The 19778-nt window shown below is 47.0% G+C and carries 15 protein-coding genes; 3 read left to right on the top strand and 12 right to left on the bottom strand.

The window, feature by feature from the left end; genetic code table 11:
* Positions 1 to 4: 4 nt before the first annotated feature.
* The 10 genes from pcp to BBR47_RS13450 form a co-directional block, all read right to left on the bottom strand.
* Positions 5 to 652: a pyroglutamyl-peptidase I gene (gene pcp, locus BBR47_RS13495; RefSeq protein WP_015890949.1), complete on the bottom strand. Its 648-nt coding sequence runs from the start codon at positions 650 to 652 to the stop codon at positions 5 to 7.
* Positions 624 to 3824 carry a M14 family metallopeptidase gene (locus tag BBR47_RS13490; protein ID WP_015890948.1) on the bottom strand — a complete coding sequence of 1067 codons (3201 nt, stop codon included), beginning with the start codon at positions 3822 to 3824 and terminating at the stop codon, positions 624 to 626. Before BBR47_RS13490 ends, pcp begins: the two co-directional genes overlap by 29 nt.
* Positions 3825 to 3836: 12 nt before the next feature.
* Entirely contained in the window at positions 3837 to 4748 is a 912-nt protein-coding gene (locus BBR47_RS13485; RefSeq protein WP_041749407.1) for an ABC transporter permease, read from the bottom strand.
* Positions 4745 to 5680: a nickel ABC transporter permease gene (nikB, locus tag BBR47_RS13480; protein ID WP_015890946.1), complete on the bottom strand. Its 936-nt coding sequence runs from the start codon at positions 5678 to 5680 to the stop codon at positions 4745 to 4747. Before nikB ends, BBR47_RS13485 begins: the two co-directional genes overlap by 4 nt.
* A gap of 71 nt (positions 5681 to 5751) precedes the next feature.
* Positions 5752 to 7332: an ABC transporter substrate-binding protein gene (locus BBR47_RS13475; protein WP_015890945.1), complete on the bottom strand. Its 1581-nt coding sequence runs from the start codon at positions 7330 to 7332 to the stop codon at positions 5752 to 5754.
* 69 nt (positions 7333 to 7401) lie between these two features.
* The gene (locus BBR47_RS13470) at positions 7402 to 8388 is read right to left on the bottom strand and encodes an ABC transporter ATP-binding protein (protein WP_015890944.1); all 987 of its coding nucleotides are present in this window, start codon (positions 8386 to 8388) and stop codon (positions 7402 to 7404) included.
* Between the two features lie 20 nt (positions 8389 to 8408).
* Positions 8409 to 9362 (bottom strand): ABC transporter ATP-binding protein, encoded by a 954-nt coding sequence (locus BBR47_RS13465; RefSeq protein ID WP_007720998.1) that lies wholly within the window; start codon positions 9360 to 9362, stop codon positions 8409 to 8411.
* Positions 9362 to 10153, bottom strand: coding sequence for an IclR family transcriptional regulator (locus tag BBR47_RS13460; RefSeq protein ID WP_015890943.1), 792 nt, complete (start codon positions 10151 to 10153; stop codon positions 9362 to 9364). Before BBR47_RS13460 ends, BBR47_RS13465 begins: the two co-directional genes overlap by 1 nt.
* Before the next feature lie 161 nt (positions 10154 to 10314).
* Positions 10315 to 11199 (bottom strand): YitT family protein, encoded by an 885-nt coding sequence (locus tag BBR47_RS13455; RefSeq protein ID WP_015890942.1) that lies wholly within the window; start codon positions 11197 to 11199, stop codon positions 10315 to 10317.
* 101 nt (positions 11200 to 11300) lie between these two features.
* A complete protein-coding gene (locus BBR47_RS13450; protein WP_015890941.1) occupies positions 11301 to 12155 on the bottom strand; it encodes a DMT family transporter in 855 nt (284 codons plus the stop codon).
* 235 nt (positions 12156 to 12390) lie between these two features.
* Here BBR47_RS13450 and BBR47_RS13445 point away from each other — a divergent pair, with 235 nt between their 5' ends.
* Genes BBR47_RS13445 through BBR47_RS31800 form a run of 3 tightly spaced genes read left to right on the top strand, consistent with a single transcriptional unit; the run spans position 12391 to position 16994 of the window.
* Positions 12391 to 13995, top strand: a complete 1605-nt coding sequence (locus BBR47_RS13445) for an SWIM zinc finger family protein (protein ID WP_015890940.1) — start codon at positions 12391 to 12393, stop codon at positions 13993 to 13995.
* Positions 13992 to 16850, top strand: a complete 2859-nt coding sequence (locus tag BBR47_RS13440; protein WP_015890939.1) for a DEAD/DEAH box helicase — start codon at positions 13992 to 13994, stop codon at positions 16848 to 16850. Before BBR47_RS13445 ends, BBR47_RS13440 begins: the two co-directional genes overlap by 4 nt.
* A 15-nt stretch (positions 16851 to 16865) precedes the next feature.
* Positions 16866 to 16994, top strand: coding sequence for a hypothetical protein (locus tag BBR47_RS31800; RefSeq protein ID WP_269446222.1), 129 nt, complete (start codon positions 16866 to 16868; stop codon positions 16992 to 16994).
* An 87-nt stretch (positions 16995 to 17081) separates the two neighbouring features.
* On the opposite strand, the gene BBR47_RS13435 is transcribed toward BBR47_RS31800, so the two are convergent.
* Both BBR47_RS13435 and BBR47_RS13430 read right to left on the bottom strand, forming a co-directional pair.
* Complete coding sequence (locus BBR47_RS13435; RefSeq protein ID WP_015890937.1) at positions 17082 to 17864, bottom strand: Fe-S oxidoreductase; 783 nt, start codon at positions 17862 to 17864, stop codon at positions 17082 to 17084.
* Positions 17865 to 17888: 24 nt separating this feature from the next.
* A complete protein-coding gene (locus tag BBR47_RS13430; RefSeq protein WP_015890936.1) occupies positions 17889 to 19634 on the bottom strand; it encodes an ABC transporter ATP-binding protein in 1746 nt (581 codons plus the stop codon).
* Positions 19635 to 19778: the final 144 nt, after the last annotated feature.

Genomic DNA, 19778 nt, shown 5'->3' with positions numbered 1-19778 from the left:
CTGCTCAGCTAATTTGTCCGCCTTCCATGACAATATCCCGGTCATGAGATATCGTCGTCTCGATTGCCAATTGCAAGCCTTTTACAATTGTTTCCAATGCCATGCTTGGCTGATCTGCTTGCCTTGCTGCCTGTTCAGGCAAATAAGGGATATGGATGAACCCTCCGCGTACGGAAGCTTTTTTCTCAGCAAGGTAATGCATCAATCCATAAAAAAGATGGTTGCACACATAGGTACCCGCCGTCTGCGATATGGAAGCCGGAATTCCTTTTTGTTTTAACTCATGGACAATCGCTTTGATTGGCAATGTAGACCAGTAGCCAGTAGGACCGTTTTCCCTGATCGGTGTATCAATCGGCTGATTTCCTTCATTATCCGGGATTCGAGCGTCATTAACGTTAATCGCTACACGCTCAACCGCAATATCTCCTCGTCCACCTGCTTGACCGATACATAACACGATGTCCGGTTTCGTTTCTTCTATCGCTGCATACAGATGTTCGATCGATTTTTCAAAAACGGTAGGAATTTGGCGTAGCTCTACTTTATACAAATCAGACTCGATTTTTCCCAGTTCTTTTACCGATTCCCAAGCAGGGTTAACTATTTCTCCACCAAAAGGATCAAACCCTGTTACTAAAATGGTCTTCATAATTGTCTCCTCCGATCCGCATCGGTCTCATTCGTGAGAGTCGAATATGGTCTTGTCCATACTGTCGCGAAACACGCCGTGGGCTGGATGCCACACACTCCATGACAGCACGATTGAAAATCTTATGCGTTTCGATGCAATCTCGTAACGCTCCTCCCGCGACCGTCTCATCAGCCGCTTCCGTTATTAAATCAAGCGTCACCCATTCAGGAAAACGAGAGAGTAAGGAAGGAGAGGTTCTGTTCAGCTTTGTAGGCCAACGATAAAACAAGAAATTTTGATCAGTAGGCAATGGGAAAATGGTGGGCTCCCAGTTATGTCCATACCGAATGTAGCGGTCGATAAAGCGTTTATTTTTGTTCCACAGGCGCGGATGATGTCTCAGCCCTTCCTCGGCTGCCTTTTGAATTGTATCAAGAGCGACAGCATGATGAGGATAGTCAGATCGGTCCATCTCGCGGCCAATTCCGTAAAAGAGTGAGATCGGCATCCAATAAGATACAGGGAATCTCGGCGGGCTATTGTACCCAGCGAATGGTTGTGTCCATTCATGCGAAGGAATTCCGTGATCATCAATAATCACATCCGGCATCCAGCGATAAAACAGGTGGGGAACTACCCGCGATTCGCCAAAAACACTCGGCTGAAAACGGTGATTGGTATACTCTAATCCAACGGCATTATAACGGGCAGCATGATGCTTCCAAAATGGATTATCTTTGACGAGCTCTTGATGAAGTGCGATCCCATCCGGATTGGCAAATGGAATCACGACCAGATTGAAACGAGTAAGCCAATCCCTTTTTTCGGTTATGAGCTCTGCCACCAGCTCACGTGCAGCAGGCATACTGGAAACCTCGTTTGGATGATGTCCGGTTTCGAGCAAAATGGTTGGTTTATACAGAGATAGCTTGTGAGTTGATACGTAAGTGGATGTCTGGGGTGCTGTTACTTCCACTGCAAAAATCGGCCGTCCTTCAAACGATTTCTCTACTTCCCAGATATGCACAGACGGATGTGTAGCCAGCTCTGCCCATTCTCCCATATCTGGATGATGGTTTCGGTGTAGAAAAGGAAGCTTCCGTTCTTCGATGCTGCTACTCTTTTCGTTCGTTCTCAGGATGCGTGCTTTTACAAGAGCAGATTGCTCTGCCTCGAAGTATAAATGAGTCGTTTTGATAGAGAAAGCTTGTTCTTCTTTATATTCTTTTACGCGAATGGTTGCCACTGGAGAGCTTGCTGGTTTGACCTTTACAAATGGTCGTACCGCCCCAGGAGAATTCCACGCCACTCCCGTTTTTCTTTCACCCAAATACGCATAGTAGTCCAGCGTATAAAAATAAATATCTTCATGCAACGCTTCTAACGACGATATTGTTTCTTCGTCTATGTCTAGCCGTTCTTCCTGTTCACTCATCGTGACGTTTACCTCTATCGAATGAAAGAGCGGACTGTTTCCTTGATACGGTTCATTTTGTTTACATAACAATCCTTCCGTCAACTCAGGTAAAAACTGCTGCGTATAGAATTGCCAAAACCTCTCTCGATCCGTCGGAACCAAGATTTGTTCTTTTGTCGTTCCATAGGAGAAGAAGAGTCCTGACGTAGTTGGATAAGCTCGACTTTGCTCGTCGGCATACGTCACTGTGGATACAGGTACGTCTAAATTCCATGTACCTAAGTGCGCAAGCCCGACTCCCCAAGCCTCGACTCGGTAAGTAGTCGGTAGGTTCTCATCCATTACGAATAATACTTGCGACAAGGACAAGCCCAATTCTTTTTCCAACAACTGATCTACTGGGTATAATTCTTGAAGCCATCGATGAGAAAGCTCCATTCCGCCTTCTCTCTCTTCTCGTTGGAAAGAGATCAACATTCGTTCTACACGTTCCCCTGTACGTACAAGAGACGGCAAAATCGTTTCTTTTATCCAGCACAAACCTGGTTTAAAAGCAGAGTGAATATGTACCGTACTATCGTTATCCGGAAGCAGCTCCGTGATTGCGTTCCTCCAGCATCGCTCCAACGCACGTCGAATCTCTTTTGGTTCTGACAAAAACGCAGTGACCACGAGCGGAGAGGATAAGCGCCCGGCCGTCTCCTTTTGACTAACAATCGCGATCAACTGCTCATGAAACAACTGTTCTATCTCATTTCGTTCGCCCTGGTCTTTCCAGGTTTTCTCTAAAAATAACGGGAATTCCTTCCCTTTTTGCTCGTCTGATTCTTCCCATGCACCAAAAGTCCCCCCGAGTCGGTGCGGAGTGGCCGTCCCGAAATAATCAAGCGCCGCAACAATCGCTTGTCCTCCCCCTGAAAGCTGGATGACCCTTGTTGTCTTTTCTTTAGGGTCTGGGATTACCTCGACCACTCCACTTGCTAGAGGTGCTTCACCATTCATGTGTAAGGAAAAAGTGAGCTCCGCAATCCGATCTGCTTCTCCTGTGAGCGGGAAATGTATCCCGGTCGAGGCAAGACCAATCCGAGCTGCAAAGCGGGCGGCAGACATAACCGCCTCTGCAGTTTGGAGCCCTGTAAAAAATACATCTGTCCGACTCGTTAAATCCGTACGCCCTGCTTGATAGAACCCTGCCGTTGTCCAAAGCTCTGTCAGACTATCAAGTGGAGTTGGTCTCTCTACGATAGGGCTTCCCTCATGCGAGCTCATCAGTGCATACTGAGGTATCGCAATTTGACAGACAGGTGAAACATCCGCAGAAACGTACAGTTGAACTTCATGTAAAGAACAACGAATCCTTTCAATGTCACCGAGCGAAGCCGTTTCAGGTGCTGCATCTGTCCAATATGCCGCCATCCAGCGCAGTAATCGGCTAAGACTCTCTTCGCTTCCACCAACGAAAGCAATTCGATTGTTCCCTGGATCGAGAGTGCATGACGCATCATCCACGTCGCAGGATGGCTCGATACATACTGTGCAAAGCCACTCACCGCTTTTCGTGCTGCTAGCGACCATCGGTGAATCTTCCATACGAATGGAGGGCAGATCCAGCTCACTTGTTTCAAGGCCTAATCGGGCACAAAAATCAATGAATCCTTCTACGACGATTCCCGTTTGAAAACAGAAGGAAACAGACAACGAATCAGCTACACCGTCATTGTTTCGGTCCGCAACTAACCCTTTCGTTGTAAAAATATCACCTAGCCCTCTCATTGGTTAGCCCCCTTACACGCGCAGATTTGGATCTAGCTCATCACGCAGCCAATCGCCCAGCAGGTTAATTCCAAACACCGTAATCATAATAGCGATGCCAGGGAAAGTAGCAACCCACCATGCCGTCTCCAGATAGTTGCGACCGTCTGCCAGCATGCCGCCCCATGTAGGAATCGAAGGGTCTACACCCAATCCAATAAACGTCAACGATGCTTCCAACAAAATGTTGGTTGCTACATTTAACGTTGCCAATACGATGATCGAAGAAGAGACGTTTGGCAGGACATGTTTTCTGATGATCCGCAAATTCGTAGCCCCGATAGCTTTGGCAGCCTGAACGTATTCCATTTCTTTTACACTCATGACCTGTCCTCGAACCAGTCGTGCAAAGCCTACCCAGTTACTGATCCCCAGAACAAGTATGAGCTTCCATAAACCTGCCCCAAAAACCGTCATGACGATAATCGCAAACAAAATGAAAGGGAATGCCAGCTGTACATCTGCCAAGCGCATTAGCAGATCATCTACCCAGCGCCCGTAAAAGCCTGCGATGAGGCCCAGAATCACCCCGATAACTAAGGAAATCAGTACGGATACGACACCAACCAATAACGATATTCGCGCTCCGTAAATGATTCGGCTCAGTAAGTCACGTCCTACCTGATCCGTACCCAGCAAATGCTCGGATTTCCCCGTATCGTCCATCCACGAGGGAGCAACCAACCGTGCACGCAAATCAGCTTTATCAGGAGTGGATGGCGCAATTACCGGTGCAAAAAGTGCGGATACGACGGCAAGCATAAGCAAGAACATCCCCGTCATTGCCCACGGATTTCGAGCGAATCTTCTGCCCATCTTGCTCCATTTTCCACGTTTTTTGATTGGTAGATTGGTCTGATTGTTTGGAACCGTCGCTGTCGTCATTCGCTTTTTCCTCCTCCCTGCCTAATACGTGGATCAATAAAGCCATAACTGAGATCAACCAACAAATTCACGAAGATCATCAAAAAAGACAAGATAATGACAGAGCCTTGAATCACGGGAAAGTCACGTTGCGATATCGCATCAATCAGCATACGCCCGATACCTGGCCATGAAAAAACTTGCTCAATAATCACGGTACCGCCCAACAACGTACCAAATTGCAATCCAATAAAGGTTACCGTTGGGATTAATGCGTTTCGCAAGCCATGCTTGATGATGACAAGCCATTCCTTGATCCCTTTGGAACGGGCCGTATTGATATATTGCTGATTCATTACCTCCAGCATGGAAGAGCGTACTAATCGAGCCAAAATTCCTGACAAGATGAGTCCGAGTGCGACGGAAGGCAGAACCAAATACTCCAGACCTTCATAACCAGAAGCAGGAAACCAGCCCAGCTTAACGGCAAATATGATGATTAACATAATCCCTAACCAAAAGTTAGGAAAAGAAATTCCTAGCAATGAAAAAATGCGTCCGAAAAAGTCAGCTACGCTGCCTCTGTAAACAGCGGAAATGATCCCTACTGGAATCGCAATCAACAAAGCGACAAACATTCCCCCGAAGGCAAGCAGCAAAGTTGCTCCCATCTTCTCATTCATCATGTCGATCACGCTCTCACCTGTTCGGAACGAGGTGCCAAAGTTACCGGTAAACATATCTTTTAAATAAAGCCCGAACTGTACATAAACGGGCTCGTCCAGACCGAGATTTTTCCGAAGCTCAGTAATTGCCTCTTTGGTAGGCTCTCCTGCTTGAAACATGATCGATACTGGGTCGCCAGTCATTCGCACCAGGACAAAAATGACAAGAGTAATAGCAAGAACGACAAAAACACTATGTAGTAGACGTCTAATTAAAAAGGCTGCCATCCCGCTCCTCCTTTATCAAAAATGAAGGGAATAGAAGAGACATCTTCTACTCCCCCTGTTCAAAACTTTCCTTATTCAACCGATGCTTCGCGCAAATCGATACGTTCATCTGTCGGAGGTTGGAAGCCTTTTACTCGTTTGTTTACTGCCCACAGGTTGATCGTTTGATAGAGCGGTACATCTGGGACTAGCTCATACAGGCGTTGATTCAGCTCTTTAAATGCTGCCATACGCTTTTCTTGGTCAAACGTGGAGCGTTCTGTTTTCAAGAGCTCCTCTACTTTTTCGTCATAGAAATCAGGGTTCCAGAACTCGCCTTTGTGATACATCAGATAGGCAGTATTATCAAAGTCGAGCGTCCATCCACCCCAGCCATTCCGGTACATATGTCCTGCTTTTCCTTTCGGGATGAGGTCAGAAGTAAATGTGGAGGCGTCCACCAGATTCAGCTTCACCTTGAGACCGACTTGGCCTAATTGCATTTCGATCGCTTGTGCTACCTCTTTAAACGTTGCATCTGTACCCGGGAGGAAGAGATCAAGCTCAGTTCCTTCCTTCACACCTGCTTCTGCAAGCAGTTGTTTTGCTTTTTCTGGATCATAATTACGTAATGGCAGGTTAGGATCATAGCCGAAAGACATATCGCTTTGGAAGGAATTGACCCGCTTACCATATCCGCCGAGCAGCGTTTCGATAATCAAGTCTGCATCAATGGCGTAAGCAATCGCTTCACGGACTTTTACATTGTCAACTGGCTTCATCGATGTATTAAATCGAATCGAATAAACGGTTGGCGACCCGACTTGCATCAGTTCAAGATCAGACATGCCCTTGATGGATTCTGTTTGGCTAATCTCGACTTTTTTCATAATGTCGATCGCACCTGTTTGCATTTCAGCTAGACGTGTAGTTGCTTCTGGAATAAAACGGAACGTTACTTTTTCCAGCTTCGGTTGACCTTGCTTCCAATAGCTTTCGTTTTTCACCAGTACAACCTTGTTATCTTTTTCATAGCTATCCATTTTGAAAGGACCCGTACCTACTGGATGCGTGTTAAAGTACTCGTCCCCTTTTTCCTTGTAATACTTAGGCGGAACGATCACACCGCCATAACCTGCCAGCTTTGTAAGGAGTACAGGATCTTTTTCCTTGAGAATCATGTTGACTGTAAACTCGTCTACCACTTCTACACGGTCAATCGAAGCATAGTTCGCTTGCTGTGGTCCTTTTTTCCCTTCTTCACCAAGCAGGCGATCAAATGTAAATTTCACTGCTTCCGCGTTGAATGGCTCGCCGTTGTGGAAGGTAACTCCTTTACGAAGTTTAAACTGAAGTGTCTTGTCATCCTTGAACTCCCACGATTCAGCGAGTCCTGGCTGGATTTTCAAGTCAGTGGTACGCTCGACTAAGCCTTCAAATACAGAGGTTGCTACCGTACTCCAATCAAGTAAAAACGTATCAATCGGATCCCAAGAGTGCGGATCTCCATTCACACCAAGTGTAAGTTCATTTTTTGCCGGAGCTTGCGCTTCTGTCTTCGATTGCGGATTTGCCTGTGTGCTTGTGTCTGCCGACTTACCCGAACATCCGCCCAAAGCAGCAGCTAGCAAGAGTAATGCGGAGCAAGTGGTTATACCTACCTTCTTTTTCAAAACAAGTCCCCCTTTTTTCTGTTCGTTCTGGCATTCATGTTGAAAAAATATGATAGCCGTCATTTGTTCCTATTGGTTATACAAATGACAGGCAACATATCGACCATCGCCCATCGATTGGAATTCGGGCTTGTCCGTTTTGCAAATTTCCATACAATCCGGACAACGCGTATGGAACGTGCAGCCACTCGGAGGGTTCGCTGGACTCGGTACATCTCCAGTCAAGATGATGCGCTCTCGCTTCGTTTTTGGCTTGGCAATCGGAACTGCGGACAGTAATGAGCGCGTATAAGGATGCAGCGGCTCTTCATATAGCGCATTTTTGGGTGCCAGCTCAACCATCCGTCCCAAATACATCACGCCGATCCTGTCGCAAAAATGCTTCACGACACTCAAGTTGTGAGAGATGAATATGTAAGTGAGTCCGTATTGCTTTTGCAAATCCCTCATCAGGTTCAATACCTGTGATTGAATCGAAACATCGAGTGCAGATACTGGTTCATCTGCCACTATTAGCTTGGGATTAAGCGCTAGCGCACGTGCAATGCCGATCCGCTGTCGCTGACCACCACTAAACTCATGGGGAAAACGTTCGGAATTTTCTGGTTTCAAACCGACAACCTGCATCAATTCCGCTACTTTTTCCTTGCGTTCTTTTGACGTTTCATACAGTTCGAATATGATCATCGGCTCTTCAATGATCTCCCCAACTGTCATTCGCGGATTGAGGGAGGCGAACGGGTCTTGGAAAATAATTTGCAAATCCTTTCGCTTCATCCTCATCTCATTTGGGGAAAGGGCCGCTAAATTCTCTCCTTGAAAAATCACTTCGCCACCCGTAGGTTCGAGCAATCGTAGAATGGCTCTGCCTGTGGTTGACTTCCCGCAACCGGATTCACCTACAATTCCGAGCGTCTCCCCCGTTGCAACGGTAAAAGAGAGATCGTCAACAGCTTTGACGTGATTCGTTACCTTCTTCATGAATCCACTGCGAATCGGAAAGTATTTTTTTAACCCTCTCACCTCAAGCAAGGGAGTAGATTCTGATTTTTCCAAAAGATTCACATCCTTTACGCTTACTCATACAGCCAGCATCTGCTTTTTGTACCATCATTCAGATCGAATAACGGTGGAGCTTGCTCGTAGCATTTGTCAAAAGCCTTCTGGCATCGTTCAGCAAAACGGCATCCTGGGGGCATCTGACCTGGACTGGGAACGGTCCCGCCAATCGTAAACAAGTACTCCTGTTCTGTGTCCATATCCGGGATCGAGCCCAATAAACCGACCGTGTACGGATGCTTTGGAGTGGCAAATAGCTTTTCTACCTCGGCTTCCTCGACGACTTGCCCTGCATACATGACGACCACCCGATCACACATCTCTGCTACCACACCAAGATCGTGCGTGATCAGCATAATGGTCATCTCGCTCTTCTGCTGTAGCTCTCTCATCAGGTCAAGAATCTGCGCCTGAATGGTCACGTCGAGTGCGGTCGTAGGCTCGTCTGCAACCAATAGAGATGGACTACAGGACATCGCCATCGCGATCATCACACGCTGCCTCATCCCGCCAGATAGCTGATGCGGATACTCATCAACGATTTCTTCCGCTCTCGGAATCCCGACCAGCTTCAGCATTTGGATCGCGTGCTCTTTGGCTTGTTTTTTGTTCATACTTGTATGATTCAAGACGAGCTCCATGATCTGCGCCCCGATTGTATAAACCGGATTGAGTGAGGTCATCGGTTCTTGAAAAATCATCGCGATCTCTTTTCCCCGTACCTTCCTCATCTGATCCTTGGAGAAGGCAACCAGATTTTCACCGTTGTACAGGATCTCTCCACCAGTGATTCGCGCGGTTCTCGGCAGAAGCCCCATGATGGATAGTGAGGTGACACTTTTCCCACAACCCGACTCCCCTACTACTCCAATCGTCTCACCTTTGTTGATTTGAAAACTAACGCCATCCAAAACGGTAATTTCTCCATTATCGGTTCGGAATCTCGTCTGAAGATTTTTGATTTCCAGCATCAAAGTCCCGCCTTTGCATCTGAATAGCCCAGCTTGCTCATGATTTGATTCGCTACCGCTTTTGTCTCCTGTACCAAATATTCCAATCGATCTGGCTGAAAGCGTGATGTAGCTCCAGCCAAGCTCAAGCCAGCTATTACTTGTCCCGTAAAATCTCGAATAGGTACAGCAATTGCCGCGGAATCCGGCTCCAATTCACCGTAGCTGACTGTATAGCCGTTTTCACGTGCATCGTGAATCCATTGCCATAGCAGATCTTTGTCTGTATTTGTTTCTGGTGAGATTTTCTTCATGTCTACCCGGTTCAACAATTCTTCGATCTCATGATCCGGTAGAAATGAGAGCAAAATGCGCGGGCATGCTCCTGCGTACAACGGTGATTTTCTGCCTACCTGCGTATATACACGAACATACTGGCGGGTATCGACTTTTTCGATGTAAACCCCTTCGTCTTGATCACGAATAATCAGGTTGACTGCCTCATCCACCGTATCCCGTAGCTGCAGCATATACGGGAGCGCGATTTTCCTGATCTCCAGCCGTTGGGCAACAATGTTCCCAAACTCCAGCAGCTTCAATCCCAATTGGTATTTAGGCGGATTATGAGTGGTCGTTTTGGAGACAAAGCCGCGCATTTCCAGCGTCTGAAGAATTCGAAACACCGTACTCTTCGGCATATCTGACAACTCGACAAGCTCAGCCAGGCTTAATTCACTGTTTTGGATAAAATATTCGAGAAACTCTAGCGTTTTTAACACACTTCGGTTTGCTGTTTTTTCTGTTTTGTCCATTTTTCATCACCATTCAATTGTCCCAAAATACGGAACGTTATTTTGTATTTTGGTATGACGTAATATTAAATGAATTCAGTTATTTCCGTCAATACATTTTTACCCCTTACCAATCAGGTCGTTCTACCTACCTGGCTCAGGGGTAATTTGTACGTAAGGTTTTAATGAATATTTTTCTTCTTAAACCGTCCACCAGAAACATCGTGAATATGACCGATTGCCAAAAATGCAGAGGAATCGATTTCCTCCACGATGGATTTTAGCTTCGCTTCTTCCAATCGGGTGATGACACAGAAGATGACTTTTTTAACGTCTCCGGAGTAGCCACCTTCCCCATTCAAATAGGTAATTCCCCTCCCCAGTCTCGCCGTTAACGCATCGCCAATTTCGGCTGGATAATCACTGATGATCCATACTGATCTGGATTGTTCGAGTCCGACCATCGTAATATCGATCATTTTGTAAGCGATATAGTAAGCAATTAACGAGTACATGGCCCGGTCCCATCCAAAAATGAAGCCGGCACTGCCTAGAATAAAAATGTTAAAAAACATCACCATTTCGCCGACCGAAAACGGACTTTTCCTCGTCATCAGGATCGCAACAATTTCCGTTCCATCCAAGGAACCGCCCGCGCGAATGACAAGTCCCACACCGATCCCGATGATGATCCCACCAAAAACAGCAGAGAGAAGCAAATCGTCCGTCAAGCTCGGAACATGATGGAGGTAGCTCGTCCCCAACGACATCACGACGACACCGAACAGCGTAGATATGGCAAACGTCTTGCCAATTTGCTTGTAGCCAACAAGTAAAAAGGGCAGGTTCAGCAGGAATAAAAATAAGCCGAGTGGGCCTCCCGTCAGCTTTGAGACCATAATGGAAACGCCGGTAACACCACCGTCAATGATGTTGTTTGGAACCAGAAAGATTTCCAGTCCGACTGCCACCAACAAGGCTCCAATGATGATTCCGAGAGTTCTTACTGCGATTCTTCTTTTTTTCTTCCGCTTATGAGTGATCGGAGCAATTGCTTTTGCATCCATTTTGATCATCCTTAGCCGTTATTTTCTTCCCCCTTCATCTTTCCCAGGTAGTAAAAAAAATAGCCAGCCAGGATTTCTCCCAACTGACTCTGTATCATCCTTTAGCCCCAAACCGCGATGGAAATAATGCCAATCGTGATCATCAACGACATAGACAGACGCCATATGCGTTGTCGCTCCTTTAACAAGAAGACCCCGAGGAGCGTACCAAAAACCGTACTTACCTCACGAATGGGCGCAATAGCTGCCAGCGGTGCCAATGTCATGGCAAACAAAAACAATAAATACGAACCTGGTGACAGGATGGCACCGAGTACAATCGTTTGCCAGTTTTTTTGCCACTCACGGCGGATGAGTCCCTTCTTCCAAACGAAGCCCCCAGCGACAATCAGACAGGCAAAGTTCGTTATTTCCAATAAAGCGAATGGAGACAATTGTTGGACGATTTGCTTGTCGGTTAACGTGTACCCTGTAATGCATAGTCCAACAGCAACAGCGTATCGCAGGGCGAGCGGATTCACTGGTTGTGCCTGACGATTTGGCCCTATCATCCCGCTAATGGCGAAGACTCCGATCACGATGCAAATGACCCCCAGCCATCCTGGTACCGATAAATACTCTTGAAAGAAAATGGCGCTAAAAAACGGAATGAGAAGCGTCCCCGTTCCCCTCATGATGGGGTAAACCTGTGAGATATCCCCGTATGTATACGCCTTTGAAATCAATAAGGTATAGCATCCTTGAAAGAAAAAGGACATAGACAGAAAAAGAACCAAAGACCATGTCAGTTGTACGTGCATCAATTCCCAAAGGAGAACAGGCAAGATGATCACGGTTGTTGGCAAGGTAATCAACCAAAGAAACGCCATTTTGTTCTCACTTTTTTTCGTGAACAGGTTCCAGACTGCATGCGCAAGACCTGACGATAATACGAGCAGAATCGAAATCGATAGCATGTGTGCCCCTTCTCTCTCATGTTGTACAAACACAACTAAAGGCAATCAAACACATTGCGTTTAGTTGCTTTTTATTCGACGTGTACAGTATACACCCAGTCCCCGGAAAAATTAAGCATTGTTTCTGCTAATAGCCCCAACTATTTTATCCCCTGTGAACACACGCATCTTTTTCCATTCTCCGCATTTTGGGTTATAATGGAGGGATGACACTTCGTTCGGAGGATCTGACTACATGTTGCAAAGAGAGTTGACTCGGGAACAAGCGATACAGGTAGGCGAGCAAATCCTAATTGCCGTCGAAGGACACATTATTGAACGGGGCTATACGTACTTTTCAGATGGCGTCGTCTTTAATACACGCGTAGAACAAGGCCAGTATTTGACGAGTGATGTTCAAGGTTCTGAGGTGTATCATGTTCGCCTCGATATGGAAACGGTTCAAAACAGTACGTGTACCTGCCCTTATTCGCGTATTTGCAAGCATATTGCTGCCACCTTTTTTCAGATGTACAGTGTGTTCGAGAATCCTCGTACATTTTTGACCCGCTCCCAACAACCAAGGCGAGCTACTTTTTCTCCTCATCTGCTGATTCCTACTTATAAATACAGCCATACCGCTCCTGCTCAGCAGGATACAGCGTCTATTTCCTCGGCGCTTACCTCGAACAGCTCCGTCAAAGAATGGTGGGCATTTTTTGAGAGCTGGACACGCAATCTGTTTGCGGCCATGGAATCGTATCGGGCTTCCTCTGAGTTATTATCGAGCTATCAAAATGTACTGAGTGTTGCTGCCTCGTGGCCGAAGGATCGGGCACAGCTCTTTGTCATTCATGCCAATCTGTTTCATCTCATGAAGCTTACACAATACGTCAAAACGTACCGCCAATCATATTGGTTCCTGGATTTGGTTCAGACCGCCGAGCGGTTATTGGACCAATTAGAAGGGACATTGTACTTCGCGGATATCCCAGCTCTCTTGACTCACCATCAGGATGCTATCGTCGATACACTTCAACTGACGAAGGAATTGAAAGAAAACGAAGCCACCTCTCTCTACTGGATATTCGCCTATCAAATGTTATGGTGGATGCTCTTGAAGAACCCACAGTGGATGCAAGAGGAGATCCATGTGCTGGATCAGCTTATTAACAATGAAAACAGTTCTGCCGCCGAAAAGGAAAAAGGGCTACTGCTCCGTGCCCACTTTCATGTGATGGAAAAGGAGGACGAAGCTGCTCTGCAAATCTGGAAAAAAATGAGCCGCTTGAACCTCTCCTTCTACTTGTCCTATATGAAATCATTCGCTCGCAATGGCGAATGGCAACGATTTCTCGATTGGACTGCTTCTTTAACGTCCTTAATCGGTCAAGCGGAGACACAGCAATACCGTCTCGTTATCGCCATTTGGCAGGAAGCGATGCAGCGAGTGGGACGATCAGCCGAGTGTGGCGCCAAGCTGAAGCAGTTCTTACCGAGTAGTTATCACGAATATGCCGCCTATTTATATGAAGAACGACAGTTTCAGCAATGGATTGATTTACAAATGTCGTTTCAAGTGCCCATGGCCGATATCTCGCTCGTGCAGGTGAAAGAAATTGAGGAAACAGAACCGACTCTGCTCTTCCCTTTCTATTTACGTGAGGTGAACAGACTCATTGCGGAACGTAATCGAACGGCCTATAAAGAAGCGATCAAGCTCATGAAAAAAGTAAGGACGATTTACAACAGAGCCAACCAAGATGCGCGCTGGGAACGATACGTGGAACAATTATCTGCCAAACATAATCGGTTACGTGCTTTTCAAGAAGAGCTAAGGAGAGGAAATTTCAACTTATGAATACCGTCACTACACTGGTTCTAGATGGAGAGCTTTTGGCAGACGGACAATTCTTGATTACTGGCAAAGACACACAAGGAGCAGTGGTCGATCCAGAAGAATTGGCAGGAACACTGTTTGCGTGGGATGAGTCATCTTATTACGGAACCTTCCTGGACAAAAACGAGCAAGGCGTCTTGCTTAGTCCTGCCAAGGCCCTCTCCTTTTTCGTCTCCCCCCAGTGGCTTTTGCATCGGACCTATTCATCCAGCACGCCATTTGAACAATTTACGCATGTAGCGGGAATGATCCGTAATACGCTCGCACAAGGCTCCCTTGCCCCTGATTTTTCTTCTTGGAAAAAAGGACAAATCGGCTGGAGAGCCCTGCATACTCCCGTCGATTTTCCAGAGTACGGCCATAGGTGGCTTTCGCTTGTCGTGGAGGAATCCTTGCAAGGCACTGGTGAGATTGGACGAAAGTGGGAGCAGCTATTGACGCATTACCCGGCTCTGTACGTCATGGGCGCTGAGCTTTCTCCACACCTTCAGGAACAGGAATGGTTGCAATCCATAGGCTGGCTGCCAGATACGACACCGTTTCGCACATGCTTGCAAATCATCGAGGCCGAGGAGCACACCAATGACTGGCAACTTCACGTGTATTTGCAGAATCGTGAAGAGCCAGATCAGTTATTTCTCATTGAGCCACACCAGTTGACGGCTGAGGGAGTAGCCACCGCTCGCATCCCTGCTGACTGGCGTGAGCACTGGAGTCGTTTTCTCACGGACCTAGCCAAATGCAAAGAGATTCTCCCTTGGCAAAAAGACACCCAGGAGAATCAAAGCCGTTTTCTCACCCGACTGACGAACGAGCAAGCATGGATCTTTTTGACCTCGAGCAGTTTGCAGTTAGTGCAAGCTGGTATTCACGTCTTTTTGCCAGCATGGTGGGAACAAGTGCGTCGGGTAAAACCGAAGCTAAAAGCCAAGATTACAACCTCTGTCGGAGCTAGCAGACAGTCGTTCCTGGGTGTCTCCCAGCTCATGGATTTTGAATGGAAGCTCGCCTTGGGACCTGTAGAGCTCAGCGAAGAGGAATTTGAGGAACTCATTAAACAAAAGCAGCGCCTGTTGAAAATTCGCGGGCATTGGGTGCAATTGACTCCCGATCTATTCTTGCAGCTACAGGAAGCGCTCAAGAAAAACCAAGCGAAAAACGGCATGTCCCTTCGCGATGTCATGAGAATGCACCTCGCCCCCACTGTGGAGGTTGAGGAGCTACCCGATGATGAGTTCGATTTCGACACTTCTCTAACGGTTGAAGTTCAGCTAAACCAGCATTTGCGAGAGCTGTTGAATCAATTGCAAGAAACAAAGCGCATTCCGATCATGGAGCAGCCATCTACTTTTCACGGGACGTTGCGCCATTATCAGCTAGAGGGCAGTTCGTGGCTGTTCTTTTTACGCCGCTTTGGGTTGGGAGCTTGTCTGGCTGATGACATGGGATTGGGAAAAACGGTTCAATTTATTACGTATTTGCTTCATGTCAAACAACATGGCCCAGCCAGTACTCCTTCTCTCTTAATCTGCCCGACCTCCGTCATAGGTAACTGGCAAAAAGAGCTGAAGCGCTTCGCACCCTCTCTTCAGGTGATGATTCATTATGGTAATGATCGCCAAAAGAAGGAGGCCTTTTTGCCAGCGATCAAGGGAGCGGATCTGGTGATTACCTCCTACGCCCTGTCCCATTTGGATGAGCAGGAGCTAGGAATGGTTACATGGGATACGATTTGTCTCGACGAGGCGCAAAATATTAAAAACGCCTATACAAAGCAAGCATCCGCTGTGCGCGATTTGAAAGCATGGCATCGGATCGCTCTCACAGGCACTCCGATCGAAAATCGTCTGAGTGAGCTCTGGTCCATCTTTGATTTCTTGAATCCCGGCTACTTGGGAAGTCTCGGGGAATTTACCCAGCGCTTTGTCCATCCCATCGAACGCGACCAAGACCAGCAGCTCATCAATCAAGTGCAACGACTCATTCAGCCTTTCCTGCTCCGTCGCGTGAAAACCGATCCGAACATTCAGCTCGACTTGCCGGACAAGAATGAGAGCAAGGAATACGTACCGCTGACTACCGAACAAGGCGCACTTTATGAGACAGCAATTCAAGACATGTTTGATCGAATGGAAAAAGCCTCCCCTATGGAGCGGCGCGGTCTGATTCTGACGACACTGACACGTCTCAAACAGCTGTGTGACCATCCTGCGCTCATTTTGAATGAAATCGCAACAACAGATGAAGCAGGTCGTTCGCACAAATTGGAAAGACTGCTGGAATTGGTGGACGATATTCGCCAAAAGAAAGAGCGTTGCCTGATTTTTACCCAATACATCCAAATGGGCAATATGCTTCAACGGGTGCTGACGCGAGAAGGCTATGGACCTGTCTACTTCCTAAATGGAGCCACGAAAAAAGAGAAACGCGATGAGATGATCGCTCGTTTTCAAGACCCGACACTTCCAGACGATGAACGCGGGGCCATCTTCATTCTTTCGTTGCGCGCGGGTGGAACTGGCTTGAACCTGACGGAAGCCAACCACGTCATTCACGTAGATCGCTGGTGGAATCCTGCGGTAGAAAATCAGGCCACTGACCGTGCTCATCGCATAGGACAGCAGCGCGATGTTCACGTCTACAAATTCATTTCACTCGGGACTATTGAGGAACGCATCGATGAAATGATGGAGAGAAAGCTATCGTTGAGCCAGCAAATTGTCGGGACGGGTGAAAGCTGGATCACAGAGCTATCAACGGAAGAGCTGCGAGACTTGTTCACCCTGCGCCATGATTGGCTAGATACGAAAGGATAGAGGAGAATGGAGCGAGTGAAACAAAACGACGGCAATTCCACTTTGCGCCGTCCAACAGAAGAGCCCAAGCTGCCCGAGGCATGGCTTCGTTTTTTGGAAGCTGTTCAACAGCAATTTTCCGATAACCAAACAAAGAAAGAGTAAGTGTGAAAAACCCAAGGCCTGATCCGGTTATGGACTCTAGCCTTGGGTTTGATTTTGTTAGCAAACCCTCCGCAAAGGGAGGGTCAGCTACGCACGAATTCTCATCAGAGCTCGCTCTTCTTCTTTTATCCGCGGACAGGTGTAGCAATACTTTTGCTCCCCCGTCTTATAGTACAAGCAGCATTGATTCTTGATCCGAACTTTCCCTTGCGGATCACGCATATCCTCAATCCAGCGTACTTTCACGCGAAATGGATTTTTTTGCAATCCAAAGCTCTCGCCTTCCAACTGATTACAGAGGACATCGTAATCAGCCTTCACTTGCTCCTTGATGCTATCCTGTTCTACCAACGCCACAAAAACATCCATATAGTAATTGAACCTGGTTGGGAACTGTCCCCAAAGCATCGCTTCGGGGTTTCCTGTTACCTTTGCAAGCGTCGTGAGCAATGGGTGCAGGAAATCTTGGAAATACGCACGATAGCATTCCTTCAGCCAGATTGCACGCTCTGCTTCACTGGCAGGCGCTTCTACGATCTCATATGCCGGGATCACAAAGGCGAATTGCGGATAGTCATCCTCATAAAACAATTCAATCGTCATATGATCCAGCGTCATGATAAGTGCACGATTCCAGACAGAGATCATGTACGAAAGGCCAAGAGAAGGGCTCGTGAGCCAACTGCTGATGTAAGTACCAGCAGCAGTCAGCTCGTGTGCCTTGATTAGCGGAGCATAGATTTGAACAAGCTCATTCATATGTGTCGGGTCTACCAAATCTCTTGCCTTCATCGAAAACAAGGCATTGGGTCTCGATTTTGAAGTAATGGTAAACCGTTGTGCAATAAAATCGTCATCCCATTCTAGCATCACGATCTCCCTCTCTATTCATGATCAAGAAAAAACGCTGTTTGACTGGTCGAGGTACGTGCCGAACTGTGCTTGATACAGTCTGCTATAGATGCCTTCGCGAGCCAAGAGCTGATCATGACTTCCTTGCTCTGTGATGCCTTGTTCCGTTACAACGATGATGCGATCTGCATTTTTAATAGTAGCCAGTCTGTGGGCGATCACCAATGTCGTACGGCCTTTGGACAATTCCTGCAAGGACTGCTGGATCGCCGCCTCCGTCTCGGTATCGAGTGCAGAGGTAGCTTCATCCAAAATCAGGATTGGCGGGTTTTTCAAGAACATGCGCGCAATCGCCAGTCTCTGTTTTTGACCACCGGACAATTTGACTCCGCGTTCACCAATGATCGTCTCCAGACCAGCAGGCTGAGAACGGATAAACTCCTCCAGCTTAGCCAGACGTGCTGCTTCCCAGATCTCTTCCTCCGAAGCATTCAGCTTTCCATACACGATATTTTCACGAATCGTCCCTGAAAAGAGGAACACATCTTGCTGAACGATCCCGATTTGGCTGCGCAATGACGCCAACGTGATTTCGCGAATATCCATTCCATCAATGGAGATGCTGCCCCCGTCGATCTCATAAAATCTCGGCAAGAGGCTGCACAACGTGGTTTTTCCTGCTCCAGAAGGACCTACAAACGCAATGGTCTCGCCCGCCCGGATGTTTAAATCAATGTTTTGCAAAACAGAAGACTCTTGGTCATAGCTAAACGAAACATTCTTGTACGAGATATCGCCCTTCAACGACTCTACCTGGATCGCATCCGGAGCATCCGCAATATCTGGTGCTGTGTCCATGATTTCGATGTAGCGCTTAAAGCCGGCAATCCCTTTTGGATAGCTCTCGATAATCGCATTAATTTTCTCCAACGGACGGAAAAATACATTCGTTAACAGCAAGAAAGCGATAAATTCACCGTACGTCAATTCACCTTGAATCACAAACCAGCTGCCGCAAATCAGGACAAACAAATTGACTAAACGCATCAGCACGTAACTGACGGAAATATTTTGGGCCATGATTTTGTAGGACAACAGCTTCGTGATCCGAAAACGCTGGTTGTTCTCTGCGAATCTTTTATTTTCAAATTGCTCGTTGGCAAACGCTTGTACGACACGCATTCCGCCGACGTTGTCCTCTACACGTGCGTTGAAATCTGCCATGTCGCCGTACAGACGGTGGAACGCTTTCGTCATTTTACGGTTGAAGTGAACAACGAAGAATATCAAGAGCGGAATCACCAAAAACGTAAGCAGCGCCATTTCTTCGTTAATATGAAACATCAGGAGAAAAGCACCAATCAGCGTCATCACGGCGATAAACAAATCTTCCGGACCGTGGTGAGCCACCTCCCCGATCTCCATCAAGTCATTCGTTAGGCGAGAAAGCAAATGCCCCGTCTTGGTATTATCGAAAAAGCGGAACGAGAGCTTTTGAATATGGTCGTACAGCTTCTTGCGCATATCCGTCTCGATATTAATTCCAAGCATATGTCCCCAGTACGTGACGACATAGTTCATCCCGGCGTTCATACCATACAAAGCCAAAAGTCCAATGCACGCCCACACAATCATGTTCCAATCCTTGCTCGGAAGTAGTTGATCGACAACCATATTCACTGCAAGCGGAAATCCCAACTCCAACAAAGCAACGAATACTGCACACGTGAAGTCGAGGATAAATAATCCACGATAAGGCCGATAGTAAGAAAAAAATCTGCGAAGCATTGAAGCAGCAACTCCTCTCTCTCAAGAACAACATCGTATCAAGTGTTTGATTTTGAAAATCATTTTCATTATATATGGATTTGTCTTTTATATCGATGCTTTATTGGAATTTTTTTCTTCGCCGAGCACATTGGCACAAAAAAA

The sequence above is a fragment of the Brevibacillus brevis NBRC 100599 genome, from assembly GCF_000010165.1.
Classification (GTDB): Bacteria; Bacillota; Bacilli; order Brevibacillales; family Brevibacillaceae; genus Brevibacillus; species Brevibacillus brevis_D.
Note: the sequence above shows the minus strand (reverse complement) of the source record. Positions and strands in the feature narration are given on the sequence as shown.